Consider the following 15,798-nt stretch of genomic DNA (forward strand, 5'->3'; position numbering starts at 1 on the left):
CTCAGCCTCACCGGTTGCGCGGCGAAGGCAGCAAACCCCGTTCGATCGCGACCGTCACCGCGCGCGTCCGGTCGTCCACCTCGAGCTTGGTGAACAGCCGCTGCAGATGCGTTTTCACCGTCGCCTCGCCGATGAACAACTCCCGGCCGATCTCCGCGTTGCTCAACCCCCGCGCGACCGCCGCCAAGACCTCCAGCTCGCGCGGAGACGGCTGAGCCCCGGTCGCCGGCGCCGGCGTACGCAAGCGCGACATCAATCGCGCGGCGACCGGCGGCGCGAGCACCGTCTCCCCGCGCGAAGCCGCGCGGATCCCGTCCAGTAGTTCGGCGTGCGGAGTGTCCTTCAGCAGATACCCCGCCGCCCCGGCCTCGACCGCGTGCAGGATGTCGGTGTCGGTGTCGTACGTCGTCAGCACCAGCACCTTCGTCGCCGGATAGCCCGACACGATCGCCCCGGTCGCCGACACCCCGTCGCGGCGTGGCATCCGCAGGTCCATCAGTACGACGTCCGGCCGGGTCGCCTCGACCAGTGCGAGCGCCTCTTCGCCGTCGCCGGCCTCGCCGACCACTTCGATGTCGTCGGTGACGGCGAGCATGCCGGTCAGCCCGGAACGCACGATGGGGTGGTCGTCGACCACCAGTACGCGCACCGTCACGAGTCCTCCTGACCGCTCGAGGGAATCAGTACCTGGATCCGGGTTCCGCGCCCCGGCGCGCTGTCGACCTGCACGGTGCCCCCCGACTCCTCGACCCGGCCGCGCATCGCGGCCAGACCGTATCCCGAGGCCGGGTCCGCCGGTTCGAAGCCGTTGCCGTCGTCACTGATCTCGATGCCGACGCCGCCGGCTGACATCGTCAGCGTGATCAGGACCGACCGGGCGCCCGCGTGCTTGCGCACGTTCGCCAGTGCCTCCTGCGCGGCCCGCAGCAGCACGACCTGCTGACCCTGAGGCAGCGCGGCGACCTCCTCGTCGGGCATGTCCAGCGACACCTGGACGTCGACGCCGGTCTCCGCCGCGAACCGCTCCGCCTGCCGGCGCAGCACCTCCGTCAAAGTTGCCTCCGACAACGCAACCGGGGTGAACGCGGCAACCAACGCGCGCGCCTCGGCCAGGTTCTCCCGCGCCGTGTCCTCGATCGCGCTCAACCGCCGCGCGACCGAGTCGGCGCCGCCTCTCTCCAGCTCCACCGCGGCGGTCTGGGCGAGCATCACGATGCTGGTCATGCCCTGGGCGAGCGTGTCGTGGATCTCGCGCGCCATCCGCTCCCGCTCGGCCATCACACCGGCCGTGTGGTGTGCCGCGGCGAGTTCGTCGCGGGTCGACTCGAGCTCCTCGATCAGGTCGGCCCGCTGCTGGCTCTGCGCGATCACGCGGTCGATCCAGATCCCCATCAGCGAGCTCACCACCAGGCTGATGAGCATCCAGGGCAGGATCGACCAGAAGGCGTCCGTGGTCCAGCCGGCCGCCCACAGCTGCGCGGTGCCGACGGCAACCAACAGCACCAGCGTCAGTACGATCGCGTCGAGAGTGCGCCGGCTGAGCAGCCAGATCTGCGGCGAGACGATGAACAGGATGAACACCGACTGCGGGTACAGCGCGACGGCCGCCGCGATGCAGCCGATCATCAGCAGCCGGTAGACGTTGGACTGCAGCCAGTTACGGGACGTCATCGCCGGGATGGCGATGAACCAGTAGGCCAGCGCCAGCACGCCGAGCAGGATCAGGTAGGCGGTCCTGCGGCCGGCGCTGAGTTCGGACGAGATCGAGGCCGAGAGCGTCACCACGCCCAGCAGCACGTAGAACACGAGGTGCCAGCCGAACAGCGTCCGGAGCCAGATCGGTTGATCAGCCTGCGAGGAAACCTGCATGCTTCCCATCTTCCGTCAGGACCGGCCGACCGTACGACGGCTGACCGTACGACATCCGGCCGGTGCGGCAGAGCCCGCGTTCATCAGCCGGCGTCCCGGCGGGTCCAGCGGAACACCCGCTGAGCGACGACCAGCCCGACCACCAGCCAGAGCGTGAGCACGATCGCGCCGGTCCCGAGCTGCCAGGAGCCGCCCGGTTCGGACGCCTCGAAACCGTCCGGCAGGAACACCGACCGCATGCCCTGCGCCAGCCACTTCAGCGGGAACACCTCGGAGACCGCCCGCATCCAGGCCGGCAGGCTGCTGTAGACGAAGTAGACGCCGGAGATGAACTGCAGCAGCAGGACGACGGGCGTGACCACGGCCGAGGCCGCCTTGCCCGATTTCGGTACGCCGGAGAACGCGATGCCCAGCACCGAACCGGACGCCGTACCGAGCACGAAGATCCACAGGAAGTGCAGCCACTTGTCCGGCGACGACGGCAGATCCACGCCGAGCAGCAGTCCGGCGACCGCGAGCAGCAGCCCGAACTGGGCGATCGAGGTGACCAGGACCAGCCCGATCTTGCCGATGAAGTAGGACTGCGGCGACATCGGCGTACCGCGCAGCCGTTTGAGCAGGTCCTCGTCGCGTTCCATCGCGATCGTGATCGCCAGCGACTGGAAGCTGGTCAGGAAGATGCCGGAGGCGATCATGCCGGGCGTGAAGTACGTCGCGGCGTCGACCCCGTCGGCGAACTCGGTGCCGCTGAAGACGGCCGAGAAGATGCCGAGAAAGATGATCGGGAAGAAGAACGTGAACAGCAGTTGCTCCTTCTCGCGGAAGAACTGCTTCACCTCCAGCCCGATCCGGGACAGCCCGATCTGGACGGCGGACGGCAGTGGGCGGACCGGGGCGGTGGCGCTCATCGGGTGGCTCCTTCGAGGGTGTCGGCGTCGACGGCGCCGATCAGGTCCAGGTAGATGTCTTCCAGGCTCGGTCGCCGGATCTGCAGCTCGGGGATCTCGCCGTCGAAACGCAGCATCAGCCGCGCGAGTTCCGCGGTCGGCTGGTCGGTCCGGATCTCGTGCGCTCCGGCGGCGTCCAGCCACGACACCCGCGCCGTCCGGGCGCCGCGGCCGCCGAGCGTGTCCGGCGTGGCGACCTCGAGCATCCGGCCGTCCGCGATCACCCCGACCCGGTCGGCCAGATGCTCGGCCTCGTCCAGGTAGTGGGTGGTGAGCAGGATCGTGGTGCCGGCGGTGCGCAGGTCCTCGATCAGCGTCCAGAAGTGCCGGCGTGCCTCCGGGTCGAAGCCGGTGGTCGGCTCGTCGAGGAACAGCAGGTCCGGGTTGCCGATCACGCCGAGCGCGACGTCGAGCCGCCGCCGCTGGCCGCCGGACAGCTTGCGGGTGCGGGTCTTGCGCTTGTCCTCCAGCCCGACCGAGGCGATCACCTCGTCGGGATCGCGCGGGTTGGGGTAGTAGCGGGCGAAGTGCTGGACGAGTTCGGCGACCGACAGTTCGGCCTCCTCGCGGGACGACTGGGCGACGATGCCGATCCGGGCCCGCCAGTGCCGGTCGGCGTGCGCCGGATCCACCCCGAGCACCCGTACGTCGCCCTCGTCCGCCCGGCGATACCCCTCCAGGATCTCCGTGGTGGTCGTCTTGCCGGCGCCGTTCGGGCCGAGCAGGGCGAAGACCTCGCCAGGCCGGATGTCCAGGTCGACGCCCGCGACGGCGACCTTGTCCGGGTAGCGCTTGACGAGCCCGCGGACCCGCACTGCCAAGTCGTTGTCGTTCATGGCTCAAGCCTCGCCGTCCGCGCAGGTCCGTGGTGAGAGCCGGACGACGGACCGGTTGTCCCCCGACCGGTGGACAGCGGCCGGTCCGGCGGACGGGCGACCGGCGGTACGGCGTACCGGAAAATCCGCGGGCCGACGCGCGGGAGGGGGCAGACGGGAGGCGGCCGGGTTGGCTAGCGTCGGGCCCATGAGTCAGACAGTGCGTGGAGTCGTCGCCCTGAACAAAGGTGCCCCGGTCACGATCGAGCAGATCACGATCCCCGATCCCGGTCCGGGGGAGGCGGTCGTCCAGGTCCAGGCCTGCGGGGTCTGCCACACCGACCTGCACTACCGGGAGGGCGGGATCAACGACGAGTTCCCGTTCCTGCTCGGGCACGAGGCGGCCGGGATCGTGGAGAGCGTCGGCGAGGGCGTCACCGACGTCCAGCCGGGAGACTTCGTCGTCCTGAACTGGCGCGCGGTCTGCGGCAGTTGCCGGGCCTGTCTGCGCGGCCGGCCGTGGTACTGCTTCAACACCCACAACGCCAAGCAGAAGATGACGCTGGCCGACGGCACCGAGTTGTCGCCCGCGCTCGGCATCGGCGCGTTCGCCGAGAAGACCCTGGTCGCGGCGGGTCAGTGCACGAAGGTCGACCCGGCGGCGAAGGCCGAGGTGGCCGGGCTGCTCGGTTGCGGCGTGATGGCCGGCCTCGGCGCGGCGGTCAACACCGGCAACGTCGGCCGCGGTGACTCCGTCGCGGTGATCGGCTGCGGCGGCGTCGGTACGGCGGCCGTCGTGGGCGCGCGGCTGGCTGGCGCGGCCCGGATCATCGCGCTGGACATCGACCAGCGCAAGCTCGACGTCGCCCGGGAGCTCGGCGCGACGCACACGATCAACTCCAAGGACCTGGACCATGACGGCGTGGTCGCGGCCGTTCAGGAGCTGACCGGCGGATTCGGCGCGGACGTCGTGATCGACGCCGTCGGCCGTCCGGAGACCTGGAAGCAGGCGTTCTACGCGCGCGACCTGGCCGGCACGGTCGTGCTGGTCGGCGTACCGACGCCGGAGATGACGCTGGAGATGCCGCTGCTCGACTTCTTCGGCCGCGGGGGGTCGCTCAAGTCCAGCTGGTACGGCGACTGCCTGCCGAGCCGCGACTTCCCGATGCTGATCGACCTGCACCTGCAGGGGCGGCTGCCGCTGGACCGGTTCGTTTCGGAGACGATCGCGCTGGACGAGGTCGAGGCGGCGTTCGCGAAGATGCACCACGGTGACGTGCTGCGTTCGGTGGTGGTGTTCTGATGGTCGCCCGGATCGAACGACTGGTCACCTCAGGCACCTTCAGCCTGGACGGCGGAACCTGGGACGTCGACAACAACGTCTGGCTGGTCGGCGACGACCACGAGGTGCTGGTGATCGACGCGGCCCACGACGCCGAACGGATCGTCCAGGCGGTCGGCGACCGGCGGGTCGTCGGCCTGGTCGCCACGCACGGGCACAACGACCACATCAACGCCGTCGGCGGCGTCCAGGCGGTGCTGAAGTGCCCGGTCTGGCTGAACTCGGCCGACCAGATGCTGTGGTCCGCGCTGTACGACGATCTGCCGGATCACGACCTCAAGGACGGGACGACGTTCGAGGTCGCCGGGGAGACACTGAAGGCGGTGCACACGCCCGGTCACAGCCCGGGTTCGACCTGCCTGTACGCCGAGTCGCTGGACGCCGTCTTCACCGGTGACACCCTGTTCCACGGCGGCCCGGGCGCGACCGGCCGGTCGTACAGCGACAAGCCGACGATCCTGAAGTCGATCCGCGAGCGGCTGCTCACGCTGCCGTCGGGCACGGTCGTACACACCGGCCACGGCGACACGACGACGATCGCGGCGGAGGTCGCCAACATCAGCTGACTGAACGCACCGCGGCAGGCACTCCTGCGCAAAACGCGATGCGGGTGTGCCGACGGCCGGCGTACGATCGCCGGCATGGACAGCGCCGAGGTCGTCGCGCGGAATCGGCAGTACTGGGAGGCCTTGGCGCCGCGGCGGCTGGGGGAGTCGGTCGAGTTCTTCAGGGCCGGCGGCAGTGCGCTGAACGAGGACGAGTGGGCCGCGGTGGGGGACGTGCGGGGGCGGCGGGTGCTTCAGTTGGCGTGCTCGGTGGGGGACGAGGCGTTGGGTTTCGCGCAGCGGGGTGCCGACGTGGTGGCGGTGGATCTTGCACCGTCGCACCTGGCGACCGGACGAGCGAAGGCCGAGGCGCTGGAACTGAGCGTCGACTTCCGCGAGCAGGACATGATGGCGCTGCCCCCGGATCTGACCGGCTTCGACCTGATCTTCATCTCCTGGGGCGGGATCTGCTGGGTCCCGGATCTCAACAAATGGGCCGCTGACCTCGCAGAACGCCTCACGCCAGGCGGCGTCCTGGTGATCAGTGAGCACCACCCGCTGTGGGAGGTCCTGACCGTCACGGGGGAGCACGCCTTGACGGTGTCCGGCGACTACTTCACCGCCGCCCGCGACGGATGCGTGGATCCCGCCAAGGCCCCGCAGATCACCCGCGAGTTCGCCGCGCCGGTCCAGAGCCGCAGCTACGTGTGGGGTTTGGGTGCGCTCGTCAGCGCCGTCCTGTCCGCCGGCCTGACCATCCGCTCCCTGCAGGAGTTCCCCGAGACCGACATGTACGCCGGCCTTGGTGATCAGGCGGCTCACATCCCAGCCACCTACCTCCTGACCGCCAGCCGCTGACAAATCCCCAAAGGTGGCGTCACCGATCTGCCAGCGCTGCGGAAACCACCGGGGCCTCGAGGAATCCAGTGCCCCAAGCAACCGGAATGGTGATCAGGGCAACGATCGCCCCGGTCATCACCGCCGCCGACACCGTCAAGTTGCCGACGGCAACGCCTCCGGCCGCCGAGCCGAGGGCGATGCCGATGTTCGCGGCCGACGCCGGGAGGGCCTGTGCCAGTTGGCCGCCGGGTCCGGCCAGGCTGATCACCCGGTACTGCAGCGAGGGCACGATTCCCATCCCGAAGAGTCCCAGAGCGACCAGCGCCAGAGCTGTCGGGATCGCGCTGCTGCCGACGAGGTAGAGCGCGAGCAGGGCGGCGGCCAGTCCGACCGAGCCGAGCACGACGGTGCGTCCGGCATTCTTGTCGGCGTACCGGCCGCCGGCGAACGAGCCGACCGCGGTCGCGACGCCGTACGCGAGGAGGAACGCGCTGAGTGGCGCGCCGCTGATGCCGGTGACGGTCTCCAGGAACGGCACGACGTACGTCAAGGCGGCGAACAGCGCGGCGAACACCAGGAGATTGACCAGCAGCATCGCAAGAACACGCGGGGCGAACGCGTGCCGCGCTTGGTGGCCCGCACCGGCGGCAGGGCTCGGCACGGACGGTACGAGCGCCGCGGTCGCGATCAGCACGACCAAGCTCAGCCCGACGATCGCGGTGAACGAACCTCGCCAGCCCAGCGTCTGCCCAACCAGCGCACCCAGCGGTACGCCGAGCGCGGCCGAGATCGCGACTCCGGACACGACGACCGAGATCGCGCGCCCCATGCGCTCCGGCGGGACAACCGCGATACCGGCCCCGAACGCGGCGCCGATGAACAGGCCCTGAAGGGCGCCGGTGACGATCCGTGCCGTGAGGAACACGCCATAGCTCGTGGTCAGCACCGCGACCAGGTTGCTCACCACGAACAGGCCGAGCGCGCCGAGCAGCACAGTGCGCTTGTTCAGCCTGATGGTGAGAGCGGTCAGCAGCGGACCGCCCAGCGCGAGACCGAGCGCGTACGCCGTGACGAGCGTGCCGGCCGCCGGGATCGAGACGTGCAAATCGTCGGCGATCAGGTCGAGCACGCCGACCACGAGCAACTCGGCGCTGCCCAGCACGAACATGCCCAGGAACAACGCGCCCAGCGCGAGGTTGGTGCGGACCGGACTCAGGGACAGCTCTCGGGTGCTCATGGCGACGCCTTGTCGGGGTGAGGAACGGATCGTGCGGTCCTCATGCAGACCGCGCAGCGACCCGCGACCCATCGCCCAGCCCGAGTGGCTTAGATCACACCACCCCCGGAATCAGGGCTTCTGGCAGTCCTGACACGTCCCGAAGATCTCCAGCGTGTGGCTGATGTCGGCGTACCCGTGCTCGGCGGCGACCTTGTCGGCCCAGCGCTCGACGGCCGGGCCCTCGACCTCGACGGTGCGGCCGCAGTTGCGGCAGACCAGGTGATGGTGATGGCCCTTGGAGCAACGCCGGTACGCCGTTTCGCCGTCGGCGGTGCGCAGCACGTCGACCTCACGGGAGTCGGCCAGGGCCTGCAGCGTGCGGTACACCGTGGTCAGGCCGACGGCCTCGCCGGAGGTCCGGAGCTCCTGGTGGATCTCCTGGGCTGTCCGGAAGTCGTCCAGATTGTTCAGCACCGACGCCACCGCCGCGCGCTGACGGGTCGACCTCGTTCCGATCGCCACCGTGCCTCCTGTCAAAAGATCGCCGATTCTGCCCGGCAACTCGCCATTGTTTCAGATGCCGGCAACTTCAGTGCTCGTCCCAGTGGTCACCGTGCGCGGCGTGCAGGTGCCCGTCGTGCACGTAGTCGACGTGATCGCCGTGCTCGACCTTCGGGTGCCCGCACTTCTGGCTGTGCGCGTGCGGGTGCTCGTCGGTCACCACATGCGGCTCCGGTCCGGGCACGCCGACCTCCGGCTCCTCGTCGGCCAGCGGTGCCTGTACGGCGCGCCGCCGGCGCACCAGCGCCCCGGCGACCGCCGCGACGACGAACAACCCGAGCGCCAGGACGACGATCGTCGCGCCGGGCGCCACGTTCGCGTTGTACGACGTGATGATGCCCGCGAGGCACACCAGCACCCCGATCCCGCACGCGGTCGTGAACGTCGACCGGAACGACCGCGTCAACTGCTGAGCCGTCGCCACCGGCACCACCATCAGCGCGCTGACCAGCAGCAGGCCGACGGTCCGCATCGCCACCGTCACGGTCACCGCGGCCATCACCGCGATCAGCAGGTTGAGCAGCTGGACCCGCAGCCCGGTGACGCGGGCGAACTCCTCGTCCTGGCAGACCGCGAACAGCTGAGGCCCGAGCCCGATCGCCACGACCAGGACGACCGCGGCGAGCCCCACCACGACGTACAGGTCGGAGGCCGACACGGTGGTCAGCGAGCCGAACAGGTAGGTGTTCAGCGTGGCCGCGCCTTGACCGGCCAGCCCGATCAGCAGGACGCCGCCCGCGATGCCGCCGTAGAAGAGCAAGGAGAGCGCGACGTCGCCGCTGGTCTTGCCGCGGGCCCGGATCAGCTCGATCGCGCTCGCGCCGACGATCGCGACCAGGATCGCGGTCAGTACCGGCGCGGTCCCGGTGAGCAGGCCCAGCGCGACACCGGTGATCGCGATGTGGCCGATCCCGTCGCCCATCAACGCGAGCCGGCGCTGCACCAGGTACGTGCCGATCGCGGGGGCGGACAACCCCGTCAGCAGCCCGGCGAGCAACGCCCGCTGCATGAACTCCAGTTGGAACAGGGTCATACCAGCCATCCGGGCGGTTCGTCGTCCACGACGTGCGGGTGGACGTGGGCGTGGGTCTGAGAGGCGTGCGGCGGGCCGTCGTACACGACGCGGCCGCGGCGCAGCACGATCGAGCGGTCGATCAGGGCGTCCATCGGGCCGAGCTCGTGGCTGACCATGATGACCGTGGTGCCGCGGGCGACCCGCTCGCGGATCGCGTCGGCGAAGATGCCCTGGCTGGCCAGGTCGACGCCGGCCGTCGGCTCGTCGAGCACGAGCAGTTCGGGGTCGGACACCAGCGCGCGGGCGATCAGCACCCGCTGTTGCTGGCCTCCGGAGAGCTCGGCGACGGCGTCCTTGCGCCGGTCGGCCATGTCGACCAGCTCGAGCGACTGGTCGATCGCGGCCTTCTGCGCCGACGACAGCGGGCGGAAGAGCCGCCGCTGCGAGAGCAGCCCGGACGAGACCACCTCGTGAACAGTCGCTGGTACGCCGCCGGCCGCGGTGATGCGCTGCGGCACGTAGCCGATCCGGCTCCACTGCCGGAAGCGGGGGACCGGCGTACCGAACAGGCGGACCTCACCGCGCGCGGCGGGCAGCAGGCCGACGATGGTCCGGACCAGGGTGGACTTGCCGGAGCCGTTGGTGCCGAGCACGGCGACCACCTCGCCAGGACGGATCCGCAAGTCGATGCCGCGCAGCACGAGACGACCGCCCAGGTCCACCGAGAGATCGGTGACCTGGACGGCCTTCGGGGTGTCGGGTGAAGAAGGTGTCACGCGCAGCTGTTCGCCTTCCGGAGCTCCTGGAGGTTCTCGCGCATCAGCGTGAGGTAGGTCTCCTGCGAGTTCGCCTCCGACAGGCCCTCGATCGGGCTGAGTACGGCGGTCTTGACGTGGACGTCGCGAGCGATCGACTCGGCCACCTTCGGGCTGACCAGCTCCTCGGAGAAGATCGTGGTGACCTTCTGGCTGCGCACGATGTCCTGGACCTCCTTGATCCGCTGCGGGGTCGGCTCGGCGTCCGGGGTGAATCCGGCGATGCCGACCATCTGCAGACCGTACCGCTTCGCCAGGTAGGCGAACGCCTCGTGGCTGGTCACGAAGGTCTTCAGCTTGCAGTTCTGCAGCCCGGTCTTGTACTCGGAGTCGAGCTTGTTCACCTCGCCCAGCAGAGTCTTGGCTCGCTCCTTGTAACCGTCGGCATGCGCCGCGTCGACCTCGACCAGCTTGTCGGTGACCGCCTGGACGACACCCGCGTAGCGGACCGGATCGAGCCAGAAGTGCGGGTCGAGCGCCTCCGAGGTGAAGGCGGCCGGCTTGACCGTGCCGGTCGGGGTGGCCGAACCCTCGCCCTCGTGCTCTTCGTGTTCCTCGAAGTTCGCGCCGGTGTCCTCCAGCTTCGCGGCCGGGGCGACGTCGAAACCGGAGTCCGGCGCGTTCTGCGCGACGGCCTCGTCGACCGCGGGCTGCAGACCCTTCTCGAACACGACCAGCTTGGCATCGGCGATCTCGCCGACCTGCTTCGGGGTGAGCTCCAGGTCGTGCGGCTCGACGCCCGGGGCGGTCAGCGTGGTCACGTTCACCGCGTCGCCCCCCACCGACTTGGCGATGAACTCGAGCGGGTAGAACGATGTCACCACGTCGAGTTTGTCCCCGCTGCCGCCGGAGCCGCTGTCAGCGTTGGAGCCGCACCCTGCGAGAGTGAGCAGGGTCAGTGCGGTTAGGCCGGCGGTGACAGCACGCGAACTAGATCTCATGACAATCATTTTCATTTAAATGGAACTGGTTGTCAAAACAAGGAGTGAAACGGATGGCCAGGCGGACGGTCGGACGCAGGCGTGCCGACACCAAACCCAACCGGCGCCGACGGATCGAAATTCCCCGCGGTCACGGCCACGGGCACGGTCACGGACACGGCGGCTGGGGCGACGAGCACGTGCTGGACACCTCCGTCGTGGACCAGGACGCGGTGGTGGCCCGGCGGGTCCGCGTGGTCGTCGCGGCGCTGCTGATCCCGCTGATCGCGGCGGCGGTGATCGCGATGGTGGTGATGTGGCCGGGCGGCGACCTGGTGGTCCAGTCGGCCCAGTCGACCGGTGCGGGTGGCACCGTCACGAAGCTGGAGCCGTGCCCGGAGAGCCCGGCCGACTGTGACCAGGCGACGGTGCGGATCGACTCCGGCCCCTCGGACAAGGGCGCCGAGGTGCCGGTGCAGGTCCCGAAGGGCAAGCAGGCCGCGATCCCGATCGACGTCGGCGACAAGGTCCTGCTCGGCGTCGACGCCAAGGCCCCGATCAGCGAGCGGTTCCAGTACGTCGACCACGACCGCGGCCGGCCGCTGATGGTGCTGGCCGCCCTGTTCGCCGTCGCGGTCGTCGTGCTGTCCCGCTGGCGAGGTCTCGCGGCGCTCGGTGCGCTCGGCGTCACCGCGGTCACGCTGACGCAGTTCATCCTGCCCGCCATCCTCAAGGGGTCGAACCCGCTGCTGGTGGCGGTGGTCGGCGGGTCGGTGATCATGGTGATCGCCCTCTATCTCACCCACGGCATCAACGCCCAGTCGTCGGTCGCGCTGGCCGGCACGATCGCGTCGCTCGGACTGACCGCGTTCCTCGGTTGGGCGTTCGTCAAGTTCAGTGCCCTGTCCGGGATCGCCTCCGAGGGCGCGTCGGTGGTGAAGGCCTACGTACCGGATCTGGACCTGGCCGGGCTGCTGGTCGCCGGGATCGTGATCGGCGCACTCGGCGTACTGGACGACGTGACGGTGACGCAGGCGAGCGCGGTCTGGGAGCTCTCGGCGGCCAATCCGGCCGCGAGCCGGGCCTCGCTGTTCGGTGCCGGGCTGCGGATCGGCCGTGCGCACGTCGCGTCGGTGGTGAACACCCTCGTGCTCGCGTACGCCGGCGCCGCGCTGCCGATTCTGATGGTGTTCGCGATCAGCGGGACCAAGGCGGGTTACCTGATCTCCACCGAGCTGGTGGCGATCGAAGTGGTCCGAGGTCTGGTCGGCAGCCTGGGCATCATCGCCGCCGTCCCGCTGACCACGGCCCTGGCCGCGATGGCCGTCGCCGACCGGTCCCGTGACCTGGTCGCCGAGCCCGAGCACCTCGATCCCGCGCCGGAAAACGCCGGTCGGGTGGCGGAAACACCGGAGTCGTGATGTTGCACTGATCGTGGGGTGATCTTCCCGAATTCCGTCCGGCAGGTTCTTCCGTCGCGCGCGAACCCGATCTAGAGTTCCGATCTGTCACAGATTGTCCGCCCAAGACTACCTTCTGTGGCAGCGAGCTTGAGGAGCCGCGGATGCGTCGACGCGTGGGTGTGTGGTTGTTCGGGGCAAGGGGTTCGGTCGCCACCACGACCGTCGCCGGAGCGGCCGCTGTGGCCCACGGCGCTCCGCCCGCCGGAGTGGTCACCGAGCAGCCGGCGTTCGCCGGCGCCGGGCTGGTCCCGCTCGACCGGCTGGTCTTCGGCGGGCACGACCCCGCCGAGACCCCGCTGAGCAAACAGGTCGAGCGACTCGTCGCCGGCGGGGTGCTGCCGCCCCGGCTGGACGGCCTGATCGCGGCCGAGCTGGCCGAGGCCGAGCGGAATCTGGTGGTCCTGCCCGTCGCGGACAGTCAGGACGAGCTGGTCCGCCGGATGGCCGAGGACATCCGCGCCTTCCGGCTGCGCAACGACCTGGACCACGTGGTCGCGATCAACGTCGCCTCGACCGAACCGCCGTACCAGGTCCGGTACGGCGACGTGGCCACCCTGCGGGAGGCGTTGAAGACCGAGCAGGCATTGCCTCCGAGCTCGATCGGGGCGCTGGCCGCGTTCGAAGCGGGTGCGGCGTACGTGGACTTCACGCCGTCGACCTCGATCCGGCCGCAGGTGATCCGGGACTGGGCGGTCGAGCGGCAGCTGCCGTACGGCGGGCAGGACGCGAAGACGGGGGAGACCCTGGTGAAGAGCGTGCTGGCGCCGATGTTCACGACCCGCGCGCTGCCGGTGCACGCGTGGTCGGGGACCAATCTGCTCGGTGGCGGCGACGGAGCGACGCTGGCCGATCCGCACGCGGCCGAGTCGAAAAGCGTGTCCAAGGAGCGCGTGCTGACCGAGTTGCTCGGCGGTGAGGTGCCTGGAGAGGTTCACATCGACTACGTGGACCCGCTGGGCGACTGGAAGACCGCCTGGGACCACGTGATGTTCTCCGGGTTCCTGGGCGTGCGGATGACGCTGCAGTTCACCTGGCAGGGGTGTGACTCGGCGCTGGCCGCTCCGCTCGTGCTCGACCTCGCTCGGCTCTCGGCGCTGGCGCTGGAGCGAGGTCATGTGGGCGCGATGCCGTTCCTGGGCTTCTACTTCAAGGATCCGGTCGAGTCGTCCGAGCATGCGCTCACCAGGCAGTACGACGAACTGCTGCGCTGGGTACACGCATGCTGAAGGACCTGGTGGAACTCGTACGAGCCCCAGCCGCGCTGACCGTGCCGGGCGACGTACTGGCTGGTGCTGTGGCCGCTGGAGACCTGCGCCCAGCGCGGATGGCTGGGCTGTCCGCTGCGTCGGTGTGCATCTACTGGGGTGGCATGGCGCTGAACGACTGGGCCGACCGGGAGGTCGACGCGGTCGAGCGACCAGAGCGGCCGATCCCGTCCGGCCGGGTGTCTGCCGGTACGGCGTTCGGTCTGGCGGCCGGGCTCACGGCTGCTGGACTGGCCCTGGCTGGTCGAGCCGGTGGTCGCTCAGCGCTGGCCACGTCGGCAGTGCTGGCCGCGACGGCGTGGAGCTACGACCTGAAGGCCAAGAACACAGCGGCCGGGCCGGTCTTCATGGCGGCGGCGCGGGCGCTCGACGTACTGGTTGGTGCTGGTGATCAGCGGCGGCGCGCCTGGGGTCCGGCGCTTGCTGTCGGCACGCACATCCTGGGCGTGACGGCGATGTCGCGCGGCGAGGTGCACGGCAGTACGCCGTTGCCGGCCCGCGGTGCGCTGGGGGCAACGTCGGCGATCGCTGTGGCGACGATCGGTCGGTCGGGGAGGGGCGCTGCTGCCTCCGGGCCTACCGGTCTGGCCGCGACGGCTCTGCTGACCGGGCTGTTCGCTCAGGCGGTCGGGCCGGCGCAGGTGGCTGCTGCTCGAGAGCCGTCGGGTCCGAAGCTACGGCGAGCGGTCGGAGCGGGCATCCACGGGCTGGTGCCGTTGCAGGCAGCCTGGTGTGCGCGAGCCGGCGCCCCGAAGCTCGGTGCCGCGCTGGCTGTGGCGCTGCCGCTGGCGAAGGCGCTCGCGCGGAAGGTGTCCCCGACATGAGGCTCGGCTACGGCACCAACGGGTTCGCCAACCACCGGTTGCCCGAGGCATTGGCGGTGATCGCCGACCTCGGCTACGAGGGCGTGGCGCTGACGCTTGACCACAACCACCTGGACCCGTTCGGTCCGGACCTGCGCGAACGGACGGCCGAGGTCGGGCGGCTGCTGGCGCGGCTGGAACTCGCCGTGGTGGTCGAGACCGGAGCGCGGTACGTGCTCGACCCCTACCGCAAGCACGAGCCGACGCTGCTGCACACCGACGGCGCCGAGTGGCGGTTGGCCTTGCTGGAACGCGCGGTGGACGTCGCCGCCGACCTCGGCGCGGAGGCGGTGTCGTTCTGGTCCGGCGTACTGCCTGCTGACGTGCCGGAGGCCGTCGGCTGGGACCGGCTCGTCGCCAGTTGCCACCAACTCACCCAGTACGCCGCCGACCGCGACGTCGTGCTCGGCGTCGAGCCCGAGCCCGGCATGCTGCTCGACGATCTCGCGGGTTATCTGAAGCTCCGGGCCGAGATCGGCAGCGAGACGCTCGGCCTGACGCTCGACATCGGCCATCTGGTCTGCAACGAGCCGAGGCCGCCGGGGAACTGCCTTCGGTTGGGTGCGCCGTATCTGGTGAACGTGCAGATCGACGACATGCGCCGGGGCGTGCACGAACACCTGGAGTTCGGGACCGGTGAGGTCGACTTCGAGCAGGTCTTCGAGGCGTTGAAGGACGTCAGGTACGAGGGGCTGGTGGCGGTCGAGCTGCCGAGACACTCGCACGCGGCGCCGAAGGTCGCCGCGGACTCGATCGCCTTCCTGCGGAAGTTCTCATGAAGTCGACTCAGTTGCCGGTTGACGTCGCTGCTTTCCAGGACCGGCCACTGGCCGAGGTCTTCCCCGCCGTCACCCGGACCGTCGGAAAAGGTGCTTTGGGCAACGGATGGACGGCCGACGAGGCGGTGCGGGCGACGTTGCTGGCTGGTGCGAGCAAGGCCGAGATCGCGGAGCTCTATCGCTTCGGCGACACCAACGAGAAATCGGCGATCCTCAAAGCGCTGCGACTGGAGGACATCCAGCAATTGGTCGGCAAGGACGGCATCGCTCTCGTCGAGGACGCGATCCGGACCAACGACCAGCGCCTGCTCGCCGCCGCGCTCGGGCCCTACGCGACCAAACACCTCCCGTCCGCGACCTTCCGCCAGGCCGTGCTCAAGTGCGTGTTCGCCGGCGTACCGCTGGCGGCCGTCGACGGGCTGCCCGAGCGTGCCGACGACGAGCTGCGACGGATGATGGCCGACTTCGCCGCCGAGCGCCGTGCGGCCGGCCGGTCCGTTCCCGAGGATCTTCAGCCCTACCTGGAGAGGTGACCGGAGC

The 15,798-nt window shown here is 69.9% G+C and carries 17 protein-coding genes; 8 read left to right on the forward strand and 9 right to left on the reverse strand.

The window, feature by feature from the left end; genetic code table 11:
• Positions 1 to 7: 7 nt before the first annotated feature.
• The 4 genes from ACQPXM_RS13940 to ACQPXM_RS13955 all read right to left on the reverse strand — a co-directional run bounded on the left by ACQPXM_RS13940 (position 8) and on the right by ACQPXM_RS13955 (position 3,652).
• Entirely contained in the window at positions 8 to 595 is a 588-nt protein-coding gene (locus ACQPXM_RS13940) for a response regulator (RefSeq protein ID WP_432951021.1), read from the reverse strand.
• 56 nt (positions 596 to 651) lie between these two features.
• Positions 652 to 1,869 (reverse strand): sensor histidine kinase, encoded by a 1,218-nt coding sequence (locus tag ACQPXM_RS13945; RefSeq protein ID WP_432948515.1) that lies wholly within the window; start codon positions 1,867 to 1,869, stop codon positions 652 to 654.
• Between the two features lie 83 nt (positions 1,870 to 1,952).
• Positions 1,953 to 2,777, reverse strand: a complete 825-nt coding sequence (locus ACQPXM_RS13950) for an ABC transporter permease (protein WP_432948517.1) — start codon at positions 2,775 to 2,777, stop codon at positions 1,953 to 1,955.
• On the reverse strand, positions 2,774 to 3,652 hold the full coding sequence (locus ACQPXM_RS13955) for an ABC transporter ATP-binding protein (protein WP_432948519.1): 879 nt from the start codon (positions 3,650 to 3,652) through the stop codon (positions 2,774 to 2,776). The genes ACQPXM_RS13950 and ACQPXM_RS13955 overlap by 4 nt, the downstream gene beginning before the upstream one ends.
• 187 nt (positions 3,653 to 3,839) lie before the next feature.
• Between ACQPXM_RS13955 and ACQPXM_RS13960 the strand changes: the two genes are divergently transcribed.
• The 3 genes from ACQPXM_RS13960 to ACQPXM_RS13970 all read left to right on the forward strand — a co-directional run bounded on the left by ACQPXM_RS13960 (position 3,840) and on the right by ACQPXM_RS13970 (position 6,376).
• Positions 3,840 to 4,934, forward strand: coding sequence for an S-(hydroxymethyl)mycothiol dehydrogenase (locus ACQPXM_RS13960; RefSeq protein ID WP_432948521.1), 1,095 nt, complete (start codon positions 3,840 to 3,842; stop codon positions 4,932 to 4,934).
• Positions 4,934 to 5,539, forward strand: coding sequence for an MBL fold metallo-hydrolase (locus ACQPXM_RS13965; RefSeq protein WP_432948523.1), 606 nt, complete (start codon positions 4,934 to 4,936; stop codon positions 5,537 to 5,539). Before ACQPXM_RS13960 ends, ACQPXM_RS13965 begins: the two co-directional genes overlap by 1 nt.
• A 75-nt stretch (positions 5,540 to 5,614) precedes the next feature.
• Positions 5,615 to 6,376 carry a class I SAM-dependent methyltransferase gene (locus tag ACQPXM_RS13970; RefSeq protein WP_432948525.1) on the forward strand — a complete coding sequence of 254 codons (762 nt, stop codon included), beginning with the start codon at positions 5,615 to 5,617 and terminating at the stop codon, positions 6,374 to 6,376.
• A 19-nt stretch (positions 6,377 to 6,395) separates the two neighbouring features.
• On the opposite strand, the gene ACQPXM_RS13975 is transcribed toward ACQPXM_RS13970, so the two are convergent.
• The 5 genes from ACQPXM_RS13975 to ACQPXM_RS13995 all read right to left on the reverse strand — a co-directional run bounded on the left by ACQPXM_RS13975 (position 6,396) and on the right by ACQPXM_RS13995 (position 10,909).
• The gene (locus tag ACQPXM_RS13975) at positions 6,396 to 7,595 is read right to left on the reverse strand and encodes an MFS transporter (protein WP_432948527.1); all 1,200 of its coding nucleotides are present in this window, start codon (positions 7,593 to 7,595) and stop codon (positions 6,396 to 6,398) included.
• A 111-nt stretch (positions 7,596 to 7,706) separates the two neighbouring features.
• Complete coding sequence (locus ACQPXM_RS13980; protein WP_432948529.1) at positions 7,707 to 8,099, reverse strand: Fur family transcriptional regulator; 393 nt, start codon at positions 8,097 to 8,099, stop codon at positions 7,707 to 7,709.
• Between the two features lie 67 nt (positions 8,100 to 8,166).
• On the reverse strand, positions 8,167 to 9,171 hold the full coding sequence (locus tag ACQPXM_RS13985) for a metal ABC transporter permease (RefSeq protein ID WP_432948530.1): 1,005 nt from the start codon (positions 9,169 to 9,171) through the stop codon (positions 8,167 to 8,169).
• A complete protein-coding gene (locus ACQPXM_RS13990) occupies positions 9,168 to 9,929 on the reverse strand; it encodes a metal ABC transporter ATP-binding protein (protein WP_432948532.1) in 762 nt (253 codons plus the stop codon). The genes ACQPXM_RS13985 and ACQPXM_RS13990 overlap by 4 nt, the downstream gene beginning before the upstream one ends.
• Positions 9,926 to 10,909, reverse strand: a complete 984-nt coding sequence (locus tag ACQPXM_RS13995) for a metal ABC transporter substrate-binding protein (RefSeq protein ID WP_432948534.1) — start codon at positions 10,907 to 10,909, stop codon at positions 9,926 to 9,928. Before ACQPXM_RS13995 ends, ACQPXM_RS13990 begins: the two co-directional genes overlap by 4 nt.
• A gap of 53 nt (positions 10,910 to 10,962) precedes the next feature.
• Here ACQPXM_RS13995 and ACQPXM_RS14000 point away from each other — a divergent pair, with 53 nt between their 5' ends.
• The 5 genes from ACQPXM_RS14000 to ACQPXM_RS14020 all read left to right on the forward strand — a co-directional run bounded on the left by ACQPXM_RS14000 (position 10,963) and on the right by ACQPXM_RS14020 (position 15,791).
• The gene (locus ACQPXM_RS14000) at positions 10,963 to 12,309 is read left to right on the forward strand and encodes a YibE/F family protein (RefSeq protein WP_432948536.1); all 1,347 of its coding nucleotides are present in this window, start codon (positions 10,963 to 10,965) and stop codon (positions 12,307 to 12,309) included.
• Positions 12,310 to 12,452: 143 nt separating this feature from the next.
• A complete protein-coding gene (locus tag ACQPXM_RS14005) occupies positions 12,453 to 13,577 on the forward strand; it encodes an inositol-3-phosphate synthase (protein WP_432948538.1) in 1,125 nt (374 codons plus the stop codon).
• The gene (locus ACQPXM_RS14010; protein ID WP_432948540.1) at positions 13,571 to 14,440 is read left to right on the forward strand and encodes an SCO3242 family prenyltransferase; all 870 of its coding nucleotides are present in this window, start codon (positions 13,571 to 13,573) and stop codon (positions 14,438 to 14,440) included. Before ACQPXM_RS14005 ends, ACQPXM_RS14010 begins: the two co-directional genes overlap by 7 nt.
• Positions 14,437 to 15,258, forward strand: a complete 822-nt coding sequence (locus tag ACQPXM_RS14015) for a sugar phosphate isomerase/epimerase family protein (RefSeq protein WP_432948542.1) — start codon at positions 14,437 to 14,439, stop codon at positions 15,256 to 15,258. The genes ACQPXM_RS14010 and ACQPXM_RS14015 overlap by 4 nt, the downstream gene beginning before the upstream one ends.
• The gene (locus tag ACQPXM_RS14020; RefSeq protein WP_432948544.1) at positions 15,255 to 15,791 is read left to right on the forward strand and encodes an EboA domain-containing protein; all 537 of its coding nucleotides are present in this window, start codon (positions 15,255 to 15,257) and stop codon (positions 15,789 to 15,791) included. The genes ACQPXM_RS14015 and ACQPXM_RS14020 overlap by 4 nt, the downstream gene beginning before the upstream one ends.
• Positions 15,792 to 15,798: the final 7 nt, after the last annotated feature.

This window comes from Kribbella sp. CA-253562 (genome assembly GCF_050942265.1).
Taxonomy (GTDB): Bacteria; Actinomycetota; Actinomycetes; order Propionibacteriales; family Kribbellaceae; genus Kribbella.